This window comes from Dyella sp., assembly GCF_036746095.1.
GTDB lineage: Bacteria > Pseudomonadota > Gammaproteobacteria > Xanthomonadales > Rhodanobacteraceae > Dyella_B.
Genome location: NZ_DAIOEU010000009.1, coordinates 98,528 through 118,682, shown reverse-complemented (window position 1 = coordinate 118,682; position 20,155 = coordinate 98,528). Strand labels below are relative to the sequence as shown.

The 20,155-nt window shown below is 62.2% G+C and carries 20 protein-coding genes and 1 tRNA gene; 16 read left to right on the top strand and 5 right to left on the bottom strand.

Features of this window, described 5'->3' with window-relative positions:
• The 8 genes from infC to V7M64_RS06575 form a co-directional block, all read left to right on the top strand.
• On the top strand, nt 1-288 hold a 288-nt coding region (infC, locus tag V7M64_RS06610), incomplete at its 5' end, for a translation initiation factor IF-3 (protein WP_333677954.1).
• A 287-nt stretch (nt 289-575) separates the two neighbouring features.
• Nucleotides 576-773, top strand: a complete 198-nt coding sequence (rpmI, locus tag V7M64_RS06605) for a 50S ribosomal protein L35 (RefSeq protein ID WP_019467379.1) — start codon at nt 576-578, stop codon at nt 771-773.
• A gap of 17 nt (nt 774-790) precedes the next feature.
• Nucleotides 791-1,150: a 50S ribosomal protein L20 gene (gene rplT, locus V7M64_RS06600; RefSeq protein WP_128898432.1), complete on the top strand. Its 360-nt coding sequence runs from the start codon at nt 791-793 to the stop codon at nt 1,148-1,150.
• A 90-nt stretch (nt 1,151-1,240) separates the two neighbouring features.
• Complete coding sequence (gene pheS, locus V7M64_RS06595; protein WP_333677948.1) at nt 1,241-2,236, top strand: phenylalanine--tRNA ligase subunit alpha; 996 nt, start codon at nt 1,241-1,243, stop codon at nt 2,234-2,236.
• 21 nt (nt 2,237-2,257) lie between these two features.
• Nucleotides 2,258-4,648: a phenylalanine--tRNA ligase subunit beta gene (gene pheT, locus V7M64_RS06590; protein ID WP_333677947.1), complete on the top strand. Its 2,391-nt coding sequence runs from the start codon at nt 2,258-2,260 to the stop codon at nt 4,646-4,648.
• A gap of 1 nt (nt 4,649) precedes the next feature.
• Nucleotides 4,650-4,952, top strand: a complete 303-nt coding sequence (ihfA, locus tag V7M64_RS06585; protein WP_126674889.1) for an integration host factor subunit alpha — start codon at nt 4,650-4,652, stop codon at nt 4,950-4,952.
• Nucleotides 4,933-5,289 (top strand): MerR family transcriptional regulator, encoded by a 357-nt coding sequence (locus V7M64_RS06580; RefSeq protein ID WP_115493718.1) that lies wholly within the window; start codon nt 4,933-4,935, stop codon nt 5,287-5,289. The genes ihfA and V7M64_RS06580 overlap by 20 nt, the downstream gene beginning before the upstream one ends.
• Before the next feature lie 58 nt (nt 5,290-5,347).
• Nucleotides 5,348-5,424: transfer RNA gene (locus V7M64_RS06575), tRNA-Pro, on the top strand.
• A gap of 209 nt (nt 5,425-5,633) precedes the next feature.
• Here V7M64_RS06575 and serA read toward each other — a convergent pair.
• Nucleotides 5,634-6,866, bottom strand: a complete 1,233-nt coding sequence (gene serA, locus V7M64_RS06570; protein ID WP_333677940.1) for a phosphoglycerate dehydrogenase — start codon at nt 6,864-6,866, stop codon at nt 5,634-5,636.
• Nucleotides 6,867-6,976: 110 nt separating this feature from the next.
• Here serA and V7M64_RS06565 point away from each other — a divergent pair, with 110 nt between their 5' ends.
• Together V7M64_RS06565 and pip are read left to right on the top strand one after the other, a co-directional pair.
• Nucleotides 6,977-8,362, top strand: a complete 1,386-nt coding sequence (locus tag V7M64_RS06565; protein WP_333677938.1) for an FAD-binding oxidoreductase — start codon at nt 6,977-6,979, stop codon at nt 8,360-8,362.
• Between the two features lie 124 nt (nt 8,363-8,486).
• Nucleotides 8,487-9,449, top strand: coding sequence for a prolyl aminopeptidase (pip, locus tag V7M64_RS06560; protein WP_333677936.1), 963 nt, complete (start codon nt 8,487-8,489; stop codon nt 9,447-9,449).
• Between the two features lie 126 nt (nt 9,450-9,575).
• Here pip and upp read toward each other — a convergent pair whose 3' ends face one another.
• The 3 genes from upp to V7M64_RS06545 form a co-directional block, all read right to left on the bottom strand.
• A complete protein-coding gene (upp, locus tag V7M64_RS06555; protein ID WP_333677934.1) occupies nt 9,576-10,214 on the bottom strand; it encodes a uracil phosphoribosyltransferase in 639 nt (212 codons plus the stop codon).
• Nucleotides 10,215-10,321: 107 nt separating this feature from the next.
• On the bottom strand, nt 10,322-10,636 hold the full coding sequence (locus V7M64_RS06550) for a PsiF family protein (protein ID WP_333677933.1): 315 nt from the start codon (nt 10,634-10,636) through the stop codon (nt 10,322-10,324).
• Nucleotides 10,637-10,829: 193 nt separating this feature from the next.
• Nucleotides 10,830-12,326 carry an aminotransferase class III-fold pyridoxal phosphate-dependent enzyme gene (locus V7M64_RS06545; protein WP_333677931.1) on the bottom strand — a complete coding sequence of 499 codons (1,497 nt, stop codon included), beginning with the start codon at nt 12,324-12,326 and terminating at the stop codon, nt 10,830-10,832.
• A 274-nt stretch (nt 12,327-12,600) separates the two neighbouring features.
• Here V7M64_RS06545 and V7M64_RS06540 point away from each other — a divergent pair, with 274 nt between their 5' ends.
• The 4 genes from V7M64_RS06540 to V7M64_RS06525 are packed head-to-tail and all read left to right on the top strand — an operon-like array spanning nt 12,601 to nt 16,152.
• A complete protein-coding gene (locus tag V7M64_RS06540) occupies nt 12,601-13,515 on the top strand; it encodes an ABC transporter ATP-binding protein (RefSeq protein WP_333677930.1) in 915 nt (304 codons plus the stop codon).
• Complete coding sequence (locus V7M64_RS06535) at nt 13,515-14,312, top strand: ABC transporter permease (protein WP_333677929.1); 798 nt, start codon at nt 13,515-13,517, stop codon at nt 14,310-14,312. The genes V7M64_RS06540 and V7M64_RS06535 overlap by 1 nt, the downstream gene beginning before the upstream one ends.
• Before the next feature lie 44 nt (nt 14,313-14,356).
• Nucleotides 14,357-15,553, top strand: coding sequence for a sensor histidine kinase (locus V7M64_RS06530; RefSeq protein ID WP_333677928.1), 1,197 nt, complete (start codon nt 14,357-14,359; stop codon nt 15,551-15,553).
• The gene (locus V7M64_RS06525) at nt 15,550-16,152 is read left to right on the top strand and encodes a response regulator transcription factor (protein ID WP_333677927.1); all 603 of its coding nucleotides are present in this window, start codon (nt 15,550-15,552) and stop codon (nt 16,150-16,152) included. Before V7M64_RS06530 ends, V7M64_RS06525 begins: the two co-directional genes overlap by 4 nt.
• Nucleotides 16,153-16,286: 134 nt before the next feature.
• Here the strand turns inward: V7M64_RS06525 and V7M64_RS06520 are convergent, their stop codons facing one another.
• On the bottom strand, nt 16,287-17,666 hold the full coding sequence (locus V7M64_RS06520) for a M28 family metallopeptidase (RefSeq protein WP_333677926.1): 1,380 nt from the start codon (nt 17,664-17,666) through the stop codon (nt 16,287-16,289).
• Nucleotides 17,667-17,809: 143 nt separating this feature from the next.
• On the opposite strand from V7M64_RS06520, the gene queA reads away from it, so the two are divergent.
• Together queA and tgt are read left to right on the top strand one after the other, a co-directional pair.
• Nucleotides 17,810-18,841: a tRNA preQ1(34) S-adenosylmethionine ribosyltransferase-isomerase QueA gene (gene queA / locus V7M64_RS06515; RefSeq protein WP_333677925.1), complete on the top strand. Its 1,032-nt coding sequence runs from the start codon at nt 17,810-17,812 to the stop codon at nt 18,839-18,841.
• 153 nt (nt 18,842-18,994) lie between these two features.
• Nucleotides 18,995-20,122, top strand: coding sequence for a tRNA guanosine(34) transglycosylase Tgt (tgt, locus tag V7M64_RS06510; protein ID WP_333677923.1), 1,128 nt, complete (start codon nt 18,995-18,997; stop codon nt 20,120-20,122).
• The last annotated feature ends 33 nt before the right edge of the window (nt 20,123-20,155 follow it).

The window sequence follows — 20,155 nt, the reverse complement described above, 5'->3', positions numbered from 1 at the left end:
GCCAAGAAGAAGCAGAAGCAGGTCGAGATCAAGGAAGTGAAGTTCCGTCCGGTCACGGACGTGGGCGACTACCAGATCAAGCTGCGCAATATGCTTCGCTTCCTGGAAGAGGGCGACAAGGTCAAGGTCACCATCCGTTTCCGTGGTCGCGAGATGTCCCACCAGGACCTCGGCCAGGAACTGGCCAGGCGCATCCAGGGAGACGTCGGCGAGAACGGTGTGATCGAATCCTTCCCGCGCCTGGAAGGCCGGCAGATGGTGATGATGATCGGGCCGAAGAAGAAGTAAACCGCAAGACCTTCCCGTTCCGGGCGAGGAGGAGCGCAAGCTGGGATGAGTTCCAGCGTTCTAGGGCTCGCTGCGGCTGGGGTTTCCTCCCAGCCCAGGCTCCGCCGGAAGGTCCGGCGAGATGACTTGGCCGGCCTAGTTTTAGGCTTCCAATCTCCGTATAATCAGCGGTTCGGCCCGCAAGGAAGGGCCGTGAACCGATTGTGGCAGGACGGAAAGTGCAGACCCTAGGGCTGCCGCCAGATCAGTCAGAAACCAGGGGCCACGCCCCATCAAGGAGCATTTCCATGCCCAAGATCAAGACCAACCGCGCGGCGGCGAAGCGTTTTCGCAAGACCGCGTCCGGTAAGTTCAAGGCCGGTCACGCCTTCAAGTCACACATCCTGACCAAGAAGTCGACCAAGCGTAAGCGCAACCTGCGCGCCACCAACCACGTCAAGGCATGCGACACCAAGGGCGTCGCACGCATGTTGCCGTATCTCTGAGACGGGAGGACTGAACCATGGCTCGTGTTAAGCGTGGCGTTACCGCCCGTCGTCGTCACAAGAAAATCATCGGCCGCGCGAAGGGCTACTACAACGCCCGTCGCAAGGTCTTCCGCGTTGCCAACCAGGCCGTCATCAAGGCCGGTCAGTACGCCTACATCGGCCGCAAGCAGAAGAAGCGCCAGTTCCGCGCCCTGTGGATCGTGCGTATCAATGCCGCTGCCCGTCAGTTCGGCCTGTCCTACAGCCGCCTGATCAACGGCCTGGCGAAGGCCGGTATCACCGTTGACCGCAAGGTGCTGGCAGATATCGCCGTGCACGACATCAAGGCGTTTGGGGCCATCGCGGAAAAAGCGAAGGCCAGTCTGGCCGCTTGATCGTCGAACACTGACGAGTGATGTGAATCAAGCGGGGAGAAGGCCTCAAGCCTTCTCCCCGTTTTTTGTTTCCATTCCTGGGGAAGACCGATGGAAGACCTCGACACCCGCGCCACCCAGGCGCTGGCGGAAATCGACAAGACCGACACGCTCGATGCGCTCGATGCGCTACGCGTAAGCCTCCTGGGCAAAAGCGGCATCGTCACCGCCGCGTTGAAGGCGCTGGGCACGCTGTCGCCGGAAGAACGCAAGGCGCGCGGTGCCGAAGTGAATCGCCTGAAGGAACGCCTCAACGACGTGCTGGCTGCGCGCAAGCAGATACTGGAGCAAGCCGAACTCGACCACCGCCTTGCTTCCGAAAAGCTTGACATCAGCATGCCGGGCCGCAATGGCGAGCGCGGTGGTATTCATCCGATTACACGCGCGCTCGAGCGCATTGCCGCCATCTTCGCGCGCCTCGGCTACCAGCGCGCCGACGGTCCCGAGATCGAAGACGACTGGCACAACTTCGAAGCACTGAACTTTCCGCCGCACCATCCGGCGCGCGCGATGCACGACACCTTCTACTTTGGCGACGGCCGCCTGCTGCGCACGCATACCTCGCCGGTGCAGATCCGTTCCATGAAAGGCCGGCAGCCACCGATCCGCGTGATCGCGCCCGGCAAGGTATACCGCAGCGATTCGGATCAGACGCACTCGCCGATGTTCCACCAGATCGAAGGCCTGCTGGTGGACGAAACCTCCAGCTTCGCCGACCTGAAAGGCACGTTGGCCGAATTCATCCGTGCGTTCTTCGAGCGCGATTTCGAAATGCGTTTCCGCCCGAGCTATTTTCCCTTCACCGAGCCCTCGGCTGAAGTGGACATTCGTTGGGACGCCGAGGACGGCAGCACGCGCTGGCTGGAAGTGCTCGGCTGCGGCATGGTGCACCCCAACGTGCTGAAAAACTGCGGCATCGATCCGGAACGCTACACCGGCTTTGCCTTCGGTCTGGGCGTGGAACGTTTCGCCATGCTGCGCTACGGCGTTTCTGATCTGCGCGCGTTCTTCGAGAACGACCTGCGCTTCCTCAAGCAATTCGCGTAATCGAAGCAGGAACCGACACGCATGAAATTCTCGGAAAATTGGTTACGCCACCACGTGCCGACATCGGCATCGCGCGACGAACTCGCCGCGACACTGACGGCGATCGGCCTGGAGGTGGAAGAGGTCACTGCGCTGGGCGATTCGCTGGATGGCGTCATCGTCGCGCGCATCGTCAGCGCACAGAAACATCCGGAAGCCGATCGCCTGCAGGTTTGCCAGGTGGATACCGGCAACGGCACGGTGCAGATCGTTTGCGGTGCACCCAACGCGCGCGCGGGTCTGGTCGCGCCATTGGCAACGGTAGGCGCCAGCTTGCCGGGCGGTATTGCCATCAAGGCGGCAAAGCTGCGCGGCGTGGAATCGTTCGGCATGCTTTGCTCCGCCAAGGAGCTGGGCGTCGATGCCGACGCTTCGGGTTTGCTGGAGCTACCGGCGGATGCGCCTGTTGGTAAGTCGCTTGCGTCCTATCTTGGCCTGCCGGATGCCACCATCGAGATAAAGCTCACGCCCAATCGCGCCGATTGTTTCAGTGTACGGGGCATCGCGTTCGACGTCGCTGCTGCGCTGAGCGGCGAGGTGATTCCACTCGACACTCAACCCATACCGCCGCAGAGCGACGCGACGATGGCTGTCGCGCTCGAAGCGGGCCCTCGTGTGCCGCGCTTTGCCGGCCGCGTTATCGACAACGTAAACGCCCATGTCCAAACGCCGGTGTGGATGGCCGAGCGCTTGCGTCGTAGCGGCTTGCGTCCGATCAGCTTCCTGGTCGACGTCACGCAATACGTGATGCTGGAACTCGGGCAGCCGATGCATGCCTTCGACAAGGACAAGCTGGAAGGTGAAATCGTCGTGCGTCCCGCGCGCAAAAGCGAGTCGCTGGCGTTGCTCGACGGCCGCATGGTGACGCTGGATGACGATTTTCTTGTGGTGTCTGACAGTCGCGGAGGCCGAGGCGCGCGTGCTGTTGCGTTGGGCGGCATCATGGGTGGTTCGGAAACCCGTGTCACCGATGACACGCGTCATGTATTTCTTGAAGCCGCGCACTGGATTCCGTCGGCCATCATCGGCCGCAGCCGCAAGCTGGGCATGTATACCGATGCGGGACATCGCTTCGAGCGCGGCGTCGATCCCGCACTACCGGGCGTCGCCATTGAGTATGCGACGCGTTTGATCCTCGATATCGCCGGCGGCACGCCCGGTCCGCTGCTCGACGTTACATTGCCGGAAAGCCTGGTGTCGCCGAAGCCGATCCTGCTTCGCCGCGCCCGCTTGGCGCGCGTGCTCGGCTTGAGCGTCGCGGATGGCGAAGTCGCACGCATCTTCACCGCACTCGGCATGACGGTCGAAGCGGTGACAGATGGTTGGCGGGTCACTGCGCCAAGCAGGCGCTTCGACATCGAGCGCGAAGAAGACCTCATCGAAGAAGTGGCGCGCATTCACGGTTACGAAAATATCCCGACGCATACGCCGGACGGTGCGCTGACGCTTGCCGTTGAACCCGAGGGACGCCTCAATGAACTGGCGGTGCGCGAGCAACTGGCGGCTCGCGATTACTACGAAGCGGTAAGCCTTGCCTTCGTCAGTCATGCCTTGTTGAAGCAGTGGGGCTTCACCGAGCAGTTGGTCCCGCTCGCCAACCCGTTGTCGGCCGATCTGGGGGTGATGCGCCCCTCGCTGCTGCCCGGCCTGGTCCAGGCGCTATCGCACAACCGCGCGCGCCAACAGGATCGTGTGCGCCTGTTCGAGCTGGGGCGTGTATTCAAGGCGGGCGATCCGCCACGGGAAACTCCGAGCCTCGCCATCGTCGCCAGCGGTAACGCACACCCCGAGCAATGGGGCGAGACTGCTCGCACGCTGGATTTCTTCGATCTCAAGGGCGACCTGGATGCCCTGATCGCCTGGGGCGGCGAGCCGCAGCGCTGGGCCGTCCATGCCGATGGCTTGCCCGTCTGGCTGCATCCAGGCCGGGCGGCGCGGTTGACGCGCGATGGCGAGACCGCCGGTTATGTGGGCGCACTGCACCCGCGGCTGGCCAGGACGCTGGATCTCGGCCCGGACGTGCACGTGCTGGAGCTGGCCCTCGACCCTCTGCTCGGTCGCCGCCTGCCGAAAGCGCAGCCGGTGCCGCGCTTCCCGGCCGTACGCAGGGACATCGCTGTTGACGTACCTGAACAGGTAAGCTGGTCACAGATTGAGCAGACCGTCCGCGGCACCCTGGGCGCCACCCTGGCAGCGCTGCGGCTGTTTGATCGATACAGCGGCAAAGGGGTCGAAGCGGGCCGAAAGAGTCTCGCTATGGGCTTGATTTTGCAGGACGCTTCACGCACCCTTACTGACGACGACGCGGACAACTGCGTACGAAATGTGGTGTCGGCGTTGGGGGCTGCATGCGAGGCGAAATTGCGAGGGTAAGATGGCAGCGCTGACAAAGGCGGAGATGGCAGAGCGCCTCTTCCTCGAGGTAGGCCTTAACAAACGTGAAGCCAAGGAGTTCGTGGACGCCTACTTCGAGGTCGTCCGCGAGGCTCTGGAACGTGGCGAGCAGGTCAAATTGTCCGGTTTCGGCAATTTCGACCTGCGAAAGAAGAACCAGCGACCGGGTCGTAATCCAAAAACCGGCGAGGAGATTCCGATCTCCGCCCGCCGCGTGGTGACGTTCCGGCCAGGACAAAAACTCAAGGTGAGAGTCGAGGGCTATGCTGGATCAGGGGAATAACACCGAGCTGCCCGCCATCCCGGCCAAGCGCTACTTCACCATTGGTGAAGTCAGCGAACTGTGCGGGGTGAAGCCTCATGTGCTGCGCTATTGGGAGCAGGAGTTCCCGGCGCTCAACCCGGTCAAGCGCCGCGGCAACCGCCGCTATTACCAGCGCCATGACGTGCTGATGATCCGGCAGATCCGCTCGCTGCTGTACGACGAGGGTTTCACCATCACCGGCGCCCGTGCGCGCCTGGAAGGGCCGCAGGCCCGGATGGAGGCGAGCATGTCGCACCAGATCGTGCGCCAGGTGCGCATGGAGCTGGAAGAAGTGCTGGCATTGCTGCGTCGCTGAGCACACCTACCGACACACCTGCCGGTACTGCTACAATTTCTTTCTTTGCTGGATCAGTCGGGGCGTAGCGCAGCCTGGTAGCGCATTTGCCTGGGGGGCAAAGGGTCGTCGGTTCGAATCCGGCCGCCCCGACCAATTCGCAGAACGAACAAGCGGCGCTCTCGGCGCCGCTTTTTTTTGGGGGCATATTCAGGCGGATGCCTCGATTCGCCCAATGCCATCGATGAACATCGTAGGATGGAATGAAATCCCAGCGCACGCAGCGAAACCGCCGAACCTCCGGCGGAATCTTGAAACATCGTAGGGTTACGCTGCGCTAATCCAGCCCGCGAATACGGTTCGGCTCAATAAAGCACGCGCGTACGCAGCGTCCCCGAAATCGCCGCCAGCTGTTCCTTCAGCTCCGCCGCTTGTTGTTCATCGGCGGACACATCGATCACTACGTAACCCACATCCGAGTTCGTCTGCAGGAACTGCGCATCGATGTTGATGTTGCCGGCGGAGAACAATTCGTTGATGCGCGACAACACACCCGGCACATTGCGATGGATATGCAGCAAGCGTCGGCTGCGCGGATGCTCGGGCAGCGTCACCTCAGGGAAATTGACGGCCGACAGCGTGGAACCGTTATCGCTGTAACGCACCAGCTTGCTGGCCACTTCAATGCCGATGTTGTCTTGCGCTTCCAGCGTGCTGCCGCCGATGTGCGGGGTGAGAATCACGTTGTCCATGCCGACCAGCGGCGAGACGAAGGGATCGTCATTGCCTTTCGGTTCCACCGGAAATACATCGATGGCTGCCCCAGCAAGATGCTCCGTACGCAGCGAATCGGCCAGTGCATCGATATCGACCACCGTGCCGCGCGAGGCATTGATTAAAATGCCACCCTTGCGCATGCGTGCGATTTCGCTGTTGCCGAACATCAATTTCGTCGCGGGTGTTTCAGGCACGTGCAGCGTGACCACATCCGCGCGTTCGAGCAGATCTTCCAGGCTTGCCGCTGCGCGTGCATTGCCCAGCGAAAGCTTGGTTTCGATGTCATGGAAGATCACCCGCATGCCGAGGCTTTCAGCCAGCACGCCTACCTGCGTGCCGATATGGCCGTAACCAACGATGCCGATCACCTTGTCGCGCACTTCGAAACTGCCGGCGGCGGACTTGGTCCAGCCACCGCGATGGCACAACGCATTCTTCTGCGGAATACCGCGCAACAGCATGATCGCTTCGGCAATCACCAGTTCGGCCACGCTGCGCGTATTGGAATAGGGTGCGTTGAATACCGGAATGCCATGCTTGGCCGCGGCGTCCAGATTGACCTGGTTGGTGCCGATGCAATAGCAACCCACGGCGATCAGGCGCTTGGCATGCTCCAGCACGTCCGCGGTCAGATGCGTGCGCGAGCGGATGCCGAGGATGTGCGCATCGGCAATGCGTGCTTTCAATTCGTCTTCAGGCAAGGATTTGGCGTGATATTCGATCTGGCTATAACCGGCACGCTGAAATGTCTCCACCGCCGTGCGGCTCACGCCTTCGAGCAGCAGCACCTTGATGTCTTGCTTGGGAAACGAGGTTTTCATGAGGGCATCGCGTTTGGAAGTCCAAACACTATGCCAGATTTTGTCGCGTCGCAGCACTAGACGCGCGCGGCAGGCGCTGGCACGCTGGGCGCTTCCCTTCCGGAGCCGCCATGAACCCGTCCGTCCTCGCCGATCTTTCCAGTCGTCTGCCCGACCTGCGCCTGCTTACCGAATCCGGGGACCTGGAGCATTACGGCCGCGACTGGACCCGGCGCTGGCCTCCGGCACCGCTCGCGATTGCGCTGCCCGCGTCCATCGACGAGGTGCAGGGCATCGTGCGCTGGGCCAACCAGCACAAGGTGGCGATCGTGCCGTCCGGTGGCCGCACCGGCCTGTCCGGTGGCGCCGTGGCCGCCAATGGCGAGCTGGTGCTCAGCCTGGCGCGCATGAACCGGGTATTGGGTTTCGATGCGGTCGATCGCACGCTGACGGTGCAGCCGGGCATCGCGCTGGAGGCCGTGCATACCGCGGCGCGCGAGCATGGCCTGATTTATCCCGTGGATTTTGCGGCGCGCGGTTCCTGCGCCATCGGCGGCAACATTGCCACCAATGCGGGCGGCATCCGGGTGATCCGCTATGGCAATACGCGCGAGTGGATCGCTGGCCTCAGGGTGGTGGCCGGGAATGGCGAGCTGCTCGATCTCAACCGCGCTTTGATCAAAAACTCCAGTGGTTATGACTTGCGGCAATTAATGATCGGCTCGGAAGGCACGCTGGGCATCGTGGTGGAAGCGACGCTGCGCCTTACCGATCCGCCGCCCGCTTCGCAGGTGATGCTGCTGGCGTTGCCGGACATGCATGCGCTGATGCAGGTGTTTGCATTGTTTCGAGCACGGCTGTCGCTGCAGGCGTTCGAGTTCTTTACCGACGTCGCACTGAAGCACGTGTTGGCGCATGGTGCGCAGCGTGCGATCGATGGCGACTATCCGTATTACGTCGTCACCGAGTTCGATGCCGCCGACGAGCGCGCGCAAGAAACTGCATTGGCCGTGTTCGAGCAAGGCATGGAACAAGGGCTGATTGCCGATGGCGTGATGGCGCAGAGCGACGCGCAGGCTGCCGCACTATGGCGCTTGCGCGAAGGCATTACGGAAAGTCTCTCCGTGCATAAGCCCTATAAAAACGATATTTCGGTGCGTATCAGTGCCGTGCCAGGTTTTCTGGAGGAAATCCAAGCGCTGCTCATGCGTGAATATCCGCACATGGAAGTCGTATGGTTCGGGCATATCGGCGATGGCAATCTGCACATCAATGTGTTGAAACCGACCTCGCTGACGGATGCGGATTTCATTACGCAATGCGAGCACGTCACCCAACTGCTGGCGGAGACTTTGCAGCGGCATGATGGAAGCATTTCGGCCGAGCATGGGATCGGCCTGGTGAAACGTGCGTATCTTGAAAGCACGCGCAGCGCGGCGGAAATCGCGTTGATGCGCGGCGTGAAAGCCGTGTTCGATCCCAATGGCATTTTGAATCCCGGCAAGTTGTTCCCATAGGCCGGGATCGCCATTTCAGTGAGCTGGGACTTCATCCCGCCTACGCAGGACCCGGCCGGTAATCTTGGGTCGCATGCAACTTCCCCGTACCATGTGCTTCCCCATCCAAAGGATGCCGAAGACCATGTCCCAGCACCGACGCAGCTTGTTTTCCGAAGTCGAGCCCTACGATGTCGGCCAGCTCAAGGTCTCCGGCCTGCACACGCTGTACTACGAGCAGAGCGGTAACCCGAACGGCAAGCCGGTGGTGTTTCTGCATGGCGGCCCGGGCGGCGGTACTAATCCCAAGTGCCGGCGCTTTTTTGATCCTTCGGTCTACCGCATCGTGCTGTTCGACCAGCGCGGATGCGGCAAGTCGACGCCGCACGCCGAATTGACCGACAACACTACCTGGCACCTGGTGGCCGATATTGAACGTCTGCGCGAACACCTGGGTATAGCGCGCTGGCAAGTGTTCGGCGGTTCGTGGGGCTCCACGCTGTCGCTGGCTTATGCGCAGACGCATCCGGACAAAGTGACTGAGCTGGTGCTGCGCGGCATCTTCATGCTGCGGCGCTGGGAGCTGGAGTGGTTTTACCAGAAGGGTTGCGATGCGCTGTATCCGGATGCATGGGAAACGTATCTGGCCGCTATCCCCGAAACCGAGCACGGCGACCTGATGAGCGCTTACCATCGACGCCTTACCAGCACCGATCCGCACGTGCGGTTGAAGGCAGCGCGCGCGTGGTCCGTGTGGGAAGGCGCGACGAGTTTTCTCCATCAGGACGAGGGCTACATCAACAGTAGCGGTGAAGATGAATTCGCGCTCGCCTTTGCGCGCATCGAATGCCATTACTTCGTGAATGGCGGCTTTTTTGAGCATGACGATCAACTGCTGCGCAACGTTGATCGTATCCGTCGTATTCCAACGGTGATCGTGCAAGGGCGCTACGACGTAGTGTGCCCGATGCGCAGCGCGTGGGATCTGCACCGCGCGTGGCCGGAGGCGGAGTTGCACGTGGTGCAGGATGCGGGGCATTCGGCGTTCGAGCCAGGCATCACGCATGAACTGGTAGAGGCGACAGACCGGTTTGCGCGTCGCACGTAACCCCTCGCGCGAGGACGTGGGAGCGAGGCGCAGCCAGAGCCAACATGGCATGCAAGCATCCACGATGTTCGGGTTCGCGTCTCGCTCCCCCACCTATGCCGTTGTCATAAACCCGCACGTGATGGGCTACGCCGGCAACTGCTTCGTCCCGAAGATCTTGTCTCCGGCATCGCCCAGCCCGGGCAGGATGTAGCCGTGCTCGTTGAGGCCTTCATCGATCGCCGCGGTGTAGATTTCGATATCCGGATGCGTCGCCTCGATGCGCCGCAATCCTTCCGGCGCGGCCACCAGGAATAACCCTTTGATGCGCTTGCAGCCGGCCGCCTTGAGCATCTCCACCGTCGCCACCAGCGTACCTGCCGTGGCCAGCATCGGATCGACGATCAGCGCGATGCGCTCGTCCATGCGGCCGGTGAGCTTTTCGTAATAGGCCGTCGGCTGCAATGTTTGCTCATCGCGCTGCAGTCCCACCACGCCTACCTTTGCCGATGGGATCAACTCCAGCACGCCCGGCAGCATCCCGAGACCTGCACGCAGGATCGGCACGATGGTGATCTTCTTGCCCTTGATCTGCTGCACGCACACCGGGCCGGCCCAGCCTTCGATCTGCGCGTCGGCGGTTTCCAGGTCCTTGGTGGCCTCATAGGTCAGCAGCGAGGCGATCTCGGAAGCCAGTTCGCGGAATTCCTTGGTGCTGATGCCGGCCCGGCGCATCAGGCCGAGCTTGTGCTGGATGAGCGGGTGGCGGACTTCGACGATCTTCATGGTGGCCACGCAGAAGAGGGTGGTGGCAAGCATAGCTGGAAACAAAAAAAGCGCCGCCCACGGGCGGCGCTTCGAACTTCAGTGAGACCTTCGGCTAGGTCAACGCATCAATGGGCCTTCATGCACGCGCTGACCGCGCTCTTGTAAGCGGGTCCTTTCTTGCCTGCATTCTGCTTGGCGCAGGCAGACATGCGCTCCTGTGAAGTCATCTTCGCAGGGGCGGCGGCGGTGGTGTCACCCTTCATGCAGGTGCTGACGGCGGCCTTGTAGGCAGCGCCAGTCTGGCCTTTGGCGGCGTGGCTGCAATCGGCCATTTTCTGTTGCGACGAGGTAAGGGGTTTGCTTTGCGGTGCGGCGGCGAAGGCGGCACTGGCCAATACCAATGCAGCACTGGCGACGAGCAGATTCAGACGCATGGACATGATGCTTCCTCCTGAAGTTATGGCCGGTGATGGTACCGGCTGGAGCAGTCTATGCCTTGCGAGGAAGCAGGGGAACGGGAAGCACCCACTATTTCGGGCGGCTTCGTAGACTGGGTGCAAACCCCGACATCGCCATGCATGCCTGCATCCGATGTTGAGGTTGGCACGCCAGCCTACGATCAAGGGAAAAACATCAAGCCGCCTGCGCCTCGCTCTTGCGCGGCCCTTCGAGCAACGCATGCCGCACGTGCGCGATCACCATGTCCACTTCCGCACCGGTGATCTGGAAGTGCGGCGTGAAGCGCAACGAATTGGCGCCGCCGTGGATGACGCCGATGCCACGCTCGCGCAGGTATTCCTCGGTAGAACCCGCGCCGTAGCACTTGAACTGCGGCGCAAGCTCACAGGAGAACAACAGGCCCGTGCCTTGCACCTTGGTGATCAAGCCACCCAGCTCGTCCTTCAGCGCATTGAGCTTTTCGACGAATTCCCTGCCGCGCGCCGTGATGTTCGCGCGCACGCCATCGGTAAGCTGGTCGAGCGTCGCCAGCGCTACATCGAGCGCGCGCGGGTTGGCGGTCATGGTGTTGCCGTAGATGCCCTTGCGATACAGGCCGGCGACGCGCTCGGTCACCGCCAGCACCGACAGCGGATATTGGCCCGCGTTAAGGGCTTTGGAGAAAGTTTCCATATCCGGCGCCGCCAGCTTTTCGAAGCCGGGGTAATCGATGATCGACAGCACGCCATGCGCGCGCAGGCCGGCTTGGATGGAATCGACCAGCAGCAGCGAGCCGTGCGATTCGGTCAGCTCGCGTGCCGCCTGGTAGAACGCCGGGGTCACCGAACGGCCCGGATCGCCTTCGCCCATCACCGGTTCCAGGAACATCGCCTCGATAAACCAGCCATGCTTGTCCGCATCGGCAAACGCCGCTTCCAGTTGCGCGATGTCATACGGCGCAACAGTGAGCACGGAATCTTCGTGACGATAGCTCGCCAGATGCTGCACATACGTCCGGCGCGAGGAATCCGAATACAGGGCGGGGCGATCGGTACGGCCATGGAACGCGCCTTTCACCGCGATGCGCTTGATCGTGCGTCCGGCATAGCGTGCGCCCGGATCGGTCATCAGCTTGGCGTTCACGTCGGCGATGCGGCAAGCCAGGCCCACCGATTCCGAACCGGAGTTCAGGCACAGATAACGCGTGTACGGATTGTTGCCGCGATGGCGACCCAGTTCGCGCTTCATCGCCTGCGCAAAATGCATCTGCGAAATACTCGGTGTCATCACATTGGCCATCACTTGGGGACGCGCAAGAGCAGCGTCGATAGCCGTATTGTTGTGACCGAAACCGAGCATGCCGTAGCCGCCGTTGTCGTGCACCACCGCGCCCTTCAGCGTGACGATCCACGGGCCGCGCGCAGCGGCCGGCATATACGGATTGATGGCATCGTCCGGATAGAAATTCACCAGGTCGCGCTGTGCCTGGGTCAGCTGCTCGGCTTCATCCAGCTTCAGGAAATCGCCGAGTTCCGCACGCAATTGGCGATGGCGCGCAACGGCTTCGGCAATGGCTTGGGTGAGTTGAGGGTCCAGCGCGGCCATGCGCTCGATGATGGCGTCGTCCAGGCCAGTGGTCCGCGGCTTGCCGCCAAATTCGCGCAATTCGCGCAGCTGATCGATGACACCCATGACTACTCTCCTCGAATCTGACAGCGCCTCGCGCCCAACGCGAAGCAGGCCGGCAGGTTATTTTTTTGTGCGCTTAAGGGTGAAAACCCAGGGCAGGGCGCCCGTTCGCACTCGCCGCGTATGGGGGAAACCGCTGGCGTTTCGTGCATCAGGATAACCGCTGAAACTGGGCGGCGGTACCCCCGAGGATGACGGCTGTCATCTCCAATCGCTGACGCGGACAACTGCAGAAACAGGCTTGCCGTGCTTACGCTGCAGTGCAAGGAGAACACTCATGCATACCCAAACCGATGCGGTAGCCCGTCTCTGCGGGGTTGTGAAACGTTACGGCCATCTCGTGGCGCTCGATGGCGTGGATCTTGTGTTGCGGCGCGGCGAACTGCTGGCCGTGCTGGGGCCCAACGGCGCCGGCAAAAGCACCAGCATCGGCCTGCTGCTTGGCCTGATCCGCCCGGATGGCGGCAGGGCGGAATTGTTCGGCATGGATCCTCAGCACATCGACGCGCGCCGTCGCATCGGGGTGATGCTGCAATCGGCCATGCTGCCGCCCACGCTGCGCGTCGGGGAGCTTTTGCGCCTGGTGGCCAGCTACTACCCGCATCCGCGTCCGCTCAAGGAGAGCGCGGCACTCGCCGGTATCAATGACCTGCTCGATCGTCCTTACGGCAAGCTTTCGGGTGGCCAGCAGCGCCGCGTGCAATTTGCGCTGGCGCTATGTGGCCGGCCCGAGCTGGTGTTTCTGGATGAGCCGACGGTGGGCATGGATATCGATGCGCGCCGCAAACTCTGGAGCGCGATGCGCAACCTGGTAGCCGAAGGTTGTTCGGTCGTGCTGACCACGCATTACCTGGAGGAGGCTGAAGCATTGGCGCAACGCGTGGTGGTGATGGCGAAAGGGCGCGTGCTGAGCGAGGGCAGTGTCGATGCGTTGCGCGCACAAGTGCCGCTGTCGCGCATTCGCTGCCTTACCGATCTCGACGCCGTGGCCGTGTCGACCTGGCCGAACGTGGCATCCGCCGAACGCGACGGAGCGCGCCTGCGCATCAGCACTGGCGCGCCGGAAAACGTGTTGCGACGTCTGTTGGAGGCAGACATGTCGCTCTGCGAACTGGAAGTTCAGCGCGCGGGACTGGCCGAGGCATTTACCGAACTGACCCGCGAAGAGACGGCTGAACAGGAGGCTGCGTAATGAACAGCGTATCGATTCCCGTGGTGCCGGTAGCGCCGTCCATGCATGGCATGAGCAGACGACGCGTTTTCGGTGCTTACCTGGCCGAAGCGCGCAGCGAATGTCTGCGCTACATGCGGGCGCCCGGCTTCATGCTGCCGATCATGATGCTGCCGACCATGTTCTATTTGTTGTTCGGCATCGTCATGAATGGTTCCAAAGGCGCCGATGTTTTGCGCTATCTGCTGGTGAGCTACGGCGTGTTTGGCGTGATGAGCCCAGGCCTGTTCGGTTTCGGGGTGTCGCTGGCGCTGGAGCGCGATGGTGGCTTGCTCACCTACAAGCGCGCCTTGCCGATGCCACCCGGTGCCTATCTGCTCGGCAAGATGTTGATGGCGATGGTGGCGGCAACGGTCGTGATGCTGCTGTTGCTCGGGATGGCGTCAATGCTGGGCCATCTCCCGCTGTCGCTATCACAAGCAGGCTTGATGCTGTTGACGGGCACGCTGGGCGTATTGCCGTTCTGTGCGCTGGGCATGCTGATCGGCACCATCATCAAGGGCCAGGGCGCGCCAGGCATGCTCAACATGGTGTACCTGCCGATGTCGTTCCTGTCCGGCTTGTGGGTACCGATCGATGCGCTGCCAAAAGCGCTACGGCAGATCGCCCCGATCTGGCCGAGCTACCACCTGCACCAGCTGGGGCTGGCAGTCTTGGGTATGCGGCACGATGGCGTGGTGCAGCACCTGGTCGTGCTGGCGGGGTTCGCTGCGGTGTTTTTCTCCATCGCCGCGCGCAGGCTGCGGCGCTACGGTTGAAGTACGATGTTGCGAGGGCAGTTCGCAGCGCGGGGAGCGCGGCCATGAACATCACCACAGTCATGCGCAGCTGGTTCGTGCCGGCGCCGGATTCGAGCGCGGCGGATGAATTGCGGCAAGGCAAATCGCCATGGGCCATTCATTTGCTGTGGTCGGCCTGGATTTTCATCACGCCGCTGCTCGATCCCCAGGGTTATACGCTTGCATGGCTCCTCTTTACCCTGGCCACATATCCGATCTTCATTGCGGTGTATCTCAAGGCGCATTACGCGTCTTGCCGTCACATGCACTTCTACGGCCTGGTGGTCGCCAGTCTCTGCCTGCTCACCCTGCCGTGGTATCCAAGCGGCCTCAGCTATTTGATCTTCGGCTGCACCATGTTCCTGAAATGGCGGGCAAGCTTTCGCGCCAGGATGGGCCTGTTGCTGCTGGCCAATGCGGTCTATGTCGCCTTGGCATGGCGGACAGGTTATCCATGGGCGATGCTGGTCTCCATACCCGCAATGGTCCTCATCATTTGCACTGTGATCATCGTCGAGTTCAAGAACCGGGAACGCGATGCGGCATTGCGCCTGTCACAAGAAGAAGTGCGCCGTCTGGCGGCAACCGCCGAGCGTGAACGTATCGGCCGCGACTTGCATGATCTGCTCGGGCACACCTTGTCCTTGATCACCTTGAAGCTGGAGTTGTCACGCAAGCTGTTCGACCGCGATAGCGGTGCTGCGCGGCGCGAGCTGGAAGAAGCCGAACGCGTTGCCCGCCACGCCCTGGCGGAGGTGCGCGCCGCGGTCACCGGCATCCGCTCGACGGACCTTGCGGCGGAGCTGGCGTCCGCGCGGCTGCTGCTGGAGTCGTCCGCCGTGCATCTCGATTACGGCAATCTGCCCGATTCGCTGCCGCAGGATGTCGAGCGAACGTTCGCCCTGGTGATTCGCGAGGCGATGACCAACATCCATCGGCATGCGGACGCTACCGAAGCCTGCATTCGCTTTATCCGTACGGCGGACAACCTGGAAATGCAGATCCACGACAACGGCAAAGGTGGGCTCGTCGCTCACGGCAACGGCATGAGCGGCATGTGTGAGCGCGTGCGAGCCATTGGCGGCAGCCTGCAGGTGGACTCGCCACCACGCCGCGGCACGCGCCTGCTGATCAACGCGCCGTTACGGGCAACGCAGAAAACGCATGTCCTGCCGGAGACATCTGTCCAAGACAAGCTTGCTGGGAGCGCTGCTGCATGATCCGTGTCTTGCTGGCCGAAGACCAGGCGATGGTGCGCGGAGCGCTGTCGGCGCTGCTCAACCTGGAATCGGATATCGAAGTACTTGGTTCCGCGTCCGATGGCGAGTCCGCCTGGCGCGAAGTGCAACGATTGAAGCCGGATGTGCTGGTGACGGATATCGAAATGCCCGGCATCACCGGCCTGGAACTGGCCCAGCGCATTCATCGGCAAGAGCTTCCGGTGAAGTGCGTCATCGTCACGACCTTCGCGCGTCCCGGCTTTCTGCGTCGAGCGCTGGATGCGGGCGTGTCCGGCTATTTGTTGAAGGATGCGCCGGCCGAGAATCTCGCCGAAGCATTGCGTATCGTGCATCGCGGTGGCCGCTCGATCGATCCGCAGCTTGCATTGGAGGCATGGTCGGAAGCCGACCCCTTGAATGATCGCGAGCGGCAAGTACTGCGCCTTGCCGGGGAAGGGCAGTCCGCCAGCGACATCGCCACCCGCCTCAACCTCTCGCATGGCACGGTGCGGAATTATCTTTCCGAAGCGATCGGCAAACTGGGTGCAGCCAATCGTATCGAGGCGTATCGGTTGGCGCGGCAGAAGGGCTGGTTGTAATTGCCCGCCACGCAGGTTGTCATGGACGTGCTTTTCCTGGTGGCCGTCATTCCCGCGAAAGCGGAAGTGCTTTGCAACAGCGAAGCTGGTCAATTCAATTTGTTCTCAGGGCTTCGCACTACGGTGCCGCTTTGCTATCGCGTAGCCGGCGCAGCAAAACTCCCCGCATCCCCCGGGAACACCGCTGGGCTTTCATACCCATCGGCCGATACCGCCGAAACCCCGAAGAACCAGTCGTCAATCACCACATCCTTCAGCACATGGCGATCGACATTGCCCACGTTGCGGCTGTATTGCCATTGCGGTGCAGTCGTGTCGCGCCAATGCACCCGATAGTCTTGCGCACCGACGACTTTCTGCCAGCTGAGCGTGGTGTCGGTGGCCAGTGCGCCGCTAACCGCAACATGCGCGGGTGGTGCCGGTGCGCGCGCAAGCGATGCCATCGTGATGGCGTTCAACGCCGTGACGCGAGCGAGGTAGCGGAAGTCGATGCCGTCGATGGTGTCGCCGTATGTCACGCCATGTTCCACACGCAAGTCTTGATGCTGGTGCGTGTAATCCTCGTGGCCTTCCGTCACACGCACAGCCGGATAGCCGGCTTCCAGGAACGGCACTTGATCGCCGCCACGCCCGTAGCGGTCGGTGCGGTAGATCATGCGTACGCGCAGGTCAGGCAGATATTGATCGGCGAGCGCTGCCATGTAGCGGGCAATGTTGCGCGAGGGCGAATCGACCTCGCCGCCGAAGTAGTTGCGTGCCTTGGCCTGTTCGGGTGTTTCCGTGCTGCGCGTGCCTTCGCTGAAAACGCGCACGCTGGTGTTGTCGCGCACGCCATTCTGGCCACGGCTGTTGCCAACGATGTCGTTGTTGAGATCGGTCTCGACTTGCCAACCTTGTGCCTTGGCATAGTCGGCCAGCACCTTGCCGCCGTACAAACCTTGCTCCTCGCCGGAAAGTGCCGCGAACACCAGCGTGGCGCGGTTGTCTTGCTTCGACAGCAGGCGCGCAGCCTCCATCAGCGCCGCCACGCCGGACGCATCGTCGTTCGCGCCGGGCGCGTCGCTGGTGGCGTTCATGACGTCGCTGACGCGCGAATCCAGATGGCCGGTCATCACGATCACCCGCTGCGGATCGCCGCTGCCGCGTTTGATCGCCACGATATCCATCACTTCGGTCGGCTTGGGTACGCGTTTGCCGGTGAATACTTGCGAGGGCGTAACGACTTCCAGGCAACCGCCGCATGCGTGCGACATGGCCTGGAAGCGGGACTGTACCCAGCGCCGCGCGGCGCCGATGCCGCGCGTGCGCGAAGTGGTATCGGAAAGGGTGTGGCGGGTGCCAAAGCCAACCAGCGTGGTGATGGTGTTGCGCAACTGGGTTTCATCCGGTGCCGCGGCCAGCGCATGCAGATCGGCTTGTTCGTGCGGAAAAACCGGCACGCTCTGCGCCAGGCAGGCATGGCCATACAAGGCGGTGAGCAGGGCCAGCGAGCAGGGAAGGGCATGGCGGGGCATAAGCTTTCCTTGTGCTTTTGACAGAGGGCCGGTGATGGGCAGGGATTGTGCACCATACGCCAGCTGCCGGTTCTGTCGGCTCAGCAAAGAAGCGAGGCACGGCGTTTGCGCGATAATGCCCCACCCCCGTCCAGCGCCATGCCGTGAAGAAATCCGATTTCAACTTCGATCTGCCGCCCGAGTTGATCGCGCAAGAACCGTTAGCCCAGCGCAGCGCCAGCCGGCTGCTGTTGCTCAATGTGCCGACGCGTACCTGGCAGGACCGCATGTTTCGCGACTTGCCTGCGCTGCTGCGCAAGGGCGATTTGCTGGTTTTCAACGACACGCGCGTGCTGCCGGCGCGCCTGTATGGACAAAAGCCGAGCGGCGGGGCCGTGGAAATCCTGATCGAGCGCGTGACGGGTGCGCACGAAGCGACCGTGCAACTGGGCGTAAGCAAAAAGCCGCGCGAAGGCACGGTGATCATCCTGGCGGATGGCAGCCATGCCACGGTGCTGGGCCGCGACGAGAGTTTTTTTCGCCTGCGATTCGAATCGCCCGAGCCGCTCGAACGTTTGCTGGCGAGACTGGGCGAAATGCCCTTGCCGCCCTATATCTCGCGACACGCAGATGCTAGCGATCTGGAACGCTACCAGACGGTGTACGCGCGCGAGCCTGGCGCCGTGGCGGCGCCGACGGCCGGTTTGCATTTTGACGAGGCACTGCTCAATCAACTGCGCGAGCTGGGGGTGCGTTTTGGCTACGTGACCCTGCATGTGGGTGCAGGCACCTTCCAGCCGATGCGCACCGAAGAGCTTGCGCACCACTCCATGCATCGGGAGTGGTTGAACGTGGGCGCAAGCCTGGTCGAGCAGATCCAGCATACGCGCCGTGCGGGCGGGCGGGTGATTGCCGTCGGCACCACCGTAGTGCGCGCGCTGGAAAGCGCCACCGTGGACGGCGAATTGCGTCCTTTTGCGGGTGAAACGCAGATCTTTATCTTCCCCGGCTATCGCATCACCAGCATCGATGCGCTGATCACCAATTTCCATCTGCCGCAGTCGACCTTGTTGATGCTGGTGTCTGCGCTGGCGGGGCGGGAATACATGCTGGATGCCTATCGGCATGCGGTGCAGGAGCGGTATCGGTTTTTCTCGTATGGGGATGCGATGTTGATTTTGCCGCATGGTTCGTGATTGTGAGTTTGTATCTCGATGCTCGCGAGGACACGTTCCCTCCCCTGCCACCGCAGGGGAGGGAACTGGTCACGGCGATACTTATTCAGTGTTGCCTTAAGTGAGTGCCATGGCCTTGGCGGAGAGAGCGCTACGGGATGCCATAATCGCCCGATGACTTCCATGCATTTCGACCTCCTCGCCACCGACGGCGCCGCCCGCCGCGGCCGTCTCACCTTCGATCGTGGCACCGTGGAAACGCCGGCTTTCATGCCCGTGGGCACCTATGGCTCGGTGAAAGCCATGACCCCGCGCGACCTGCTCGAGGTGGGCGCCGATATCATCCTGGGCAACACCTTCCATCTGTTTTTGCGCCCGGGCCTGGACGTCGTCGGCGAGTTCGGCGGGCTGCATCGCTTTATCGGCTGGAACAAGCCCATCCTCACCGACTCCGGCGGTTTCCAGGTGTTCTCGCTGGCGCACAAGCGCAAGATCATCGAGCAGGGCGTGACGTTTGCCTCGCCGGTGGACGGCTCCAAGGTGTTTCTGTCGCCGGAGGAATCGATGCGCATCCAGACTGTGCTGGATTCGGACATCGCCATGATCTTCGACGAATGCACGCCGTATCCGGCCACCGAAAAGATTGCGGCCGAGTCGATGGAGCTGAGTTTGCGCTGGGCGGAGCGCTCGCGCCGCGCTTTCGATGAGCAGAAAAACCCCAATGCGTTGTTCGGCATCGTGCAAGGCAGCGTCTACCAGAACCTGCGCGAGCGCTCGGCCGAAGGATTGATCCAAATCGGTTTCGACGGCTACGCGGTGGGCGGCTTGGCCGTGGGCGAGCCGGAAGCGGAACGCAATCACACGCTGGACGTCACCGTTCCGCTGCTGCCGCAGGATCGTCCGCGTTACCTGATGGGCGTGGGCCGGCCGGAGGATATTGTCGAGGCCGTCCGTCGCGGCATCGACATGTTCGATTGCGTGATGCCTACCCGCAATGCGCGCAATGGCTTCCTGTTTACCTCGCAGGGCACGCTGCGCATCCGCAACGCCAAGTACGCCAACGACACCCGGGTGATCGAGGAAGGCTGCGAATGCTACGCGTGCGCCCAGGGCTTCAGTCGCGCCTATCTGCGCCATCTTGACCGCTGCAACGAGATCCTCGGCAGCCAACTCGCCACCATCCATAACCTGCATCATTACCAGCGCCTGATGGCCGGTTTGCGCGAGGCCATTGCCGCCGGGGCACTCGAGGCCTTCGCGGCGGAGTTTTATGCCCGGCGGCAGGGCGGGCAGGCTGAGTAGCCCGGAATGGGGTGGCTGCACCGGCGTGAGAAC

What these genes read in the sequence shown, in the direction of transcription:
- rpmI (WP_019467379.1), top strand. Translation starts at nt 576, where the DNA reads ATGCCCAAGATCAAGACCAACCGCGCGGCGGCGAAGCGTTTTCGCAAG.
- rplT (WP_128898432.1), top strand. Translation starts at nt 791, where the DNA reads ATGGCTCGTGTTAAGCGTGGCGTTACCGCCCGTCGTCGTCACAAGAAA.
- pheS (WP_333677948.1), top strand. Translation starts at nt 1,241, where the DNA reads ATGGAAGACCTCGACACCCGCGCCACCCAGGCGCTGGCGGAAATCGAC.
- pheT (WP_333677947.1), top strand. Translation starts at nt 2,258, where the DNA reads ATGAAATTCTCGGAAAATTGGTTACGCCACCACGTGCCGACATCGGCA.
- ihfA (WP_126674889.1), top strand. Translation starts at nt 4,650, where the DNA reads ATGGCAGCGCTGACAAAGGCGGAGATGGCAGAGCGCCTCTTCCTCGAG.
- V7M64_RS06580 (WP_115493718.1), top strand. Translation starts at nt 4,933, where the DNA reads ATGCTGGATCAGGGGAATAACACCGAGCTGCCCGCCATCCCGGCCAAG.
- serA (WP_333677940.1), bottom strand. Translation starts at nt 6,866, where the DNA reads ATGAAAACCTCGTTTCCCAAGCAAGACATCAAGGTGCTGCTGCTCGAA.
- V7M64_RS06565 (WP_333677938.1), top strand. Translation starts at nt 6,977, where the DNA reads ATGAACCCGTCCGTCCTCGCCGATCTTTCCAGTCGTCTGCCCGACCTG.
- pip (WP_333677936.1), top strand. Translation starts at nt 8,487, where the DNA reads ATGTCCCAGCACCGACGCAGCTTGTTTTCCGAAGTCGAGCCCTACGAT.
- upp (WP_333677934.1), bottom strand. Translation starts at nt 10,214, where the DNA reads ATGAAGATCGTCGAAGTCCGCCACCCGCTCATCCAGCACAAGCTCGGC.
- V7M64_RS06550 (WP_333677933.1), bottom strand. Translation starts at nt 10,636, where the DNA reads ATGTCCATGCGTCTGAATCTGCTCGTCGCCAGTGCTGCATTGGTATTG.
- V7M64_RS06545 (WP_333677931.1), bottom strand. Translation starts at nt 12,326, where the DNA reads ATGGGTGTCATCGATCAGCTGCGCGAATTGCGCGAATTTGGCGGCAAG.
- V7M64_RS06540 (WP_333677930.1), top strand. Translation starts at nt 12,601, where the DNA reads ATGCATACCCAAACCGATGCGGTAGCCCGTCTCTGCGGGGTTGTGAAA.
- V7M64_RS06535 (WP_333677929.1), top strand. Translation starts at nt 13,515, where the DNA reads ATGAACAGCGTATCGATTCCCGTGGTGCCGGTAGCGCCGTCCATGCAT.
- V7M64_RS06530 (WP_333677928.1), top strand. Translation starts at nt 14,357, where the DNA reads ATGAACATCACCACAGTCATGCGCAGCTGGTTCGTGCCGGCGCCGGAT.
- V7M64_RS06525 (WP_333677927.1), top strand. Translation starts at nt 15,550, where the DNA reads ATGATCCGTGTCTTGCTGGCCGAAGACCAGGCGATGGTGCGCGGAGCG.
- V7M64_RS06520 (WP_333677926.1), bottom strand. Translation starts at nt 17,666, where the DNA reads ATGCCCCGCCATGCCCTTCCCTGCTCGCTGGCCCTGCTCACCGCCTTG.
- tgt (WP_333677923.1), top strand. Translation starts at nt 18,995, where the DNA reads ATGACTTCCATGCATTTCGACCTCCTCGCCACCGACGGCGCCGCCCGC.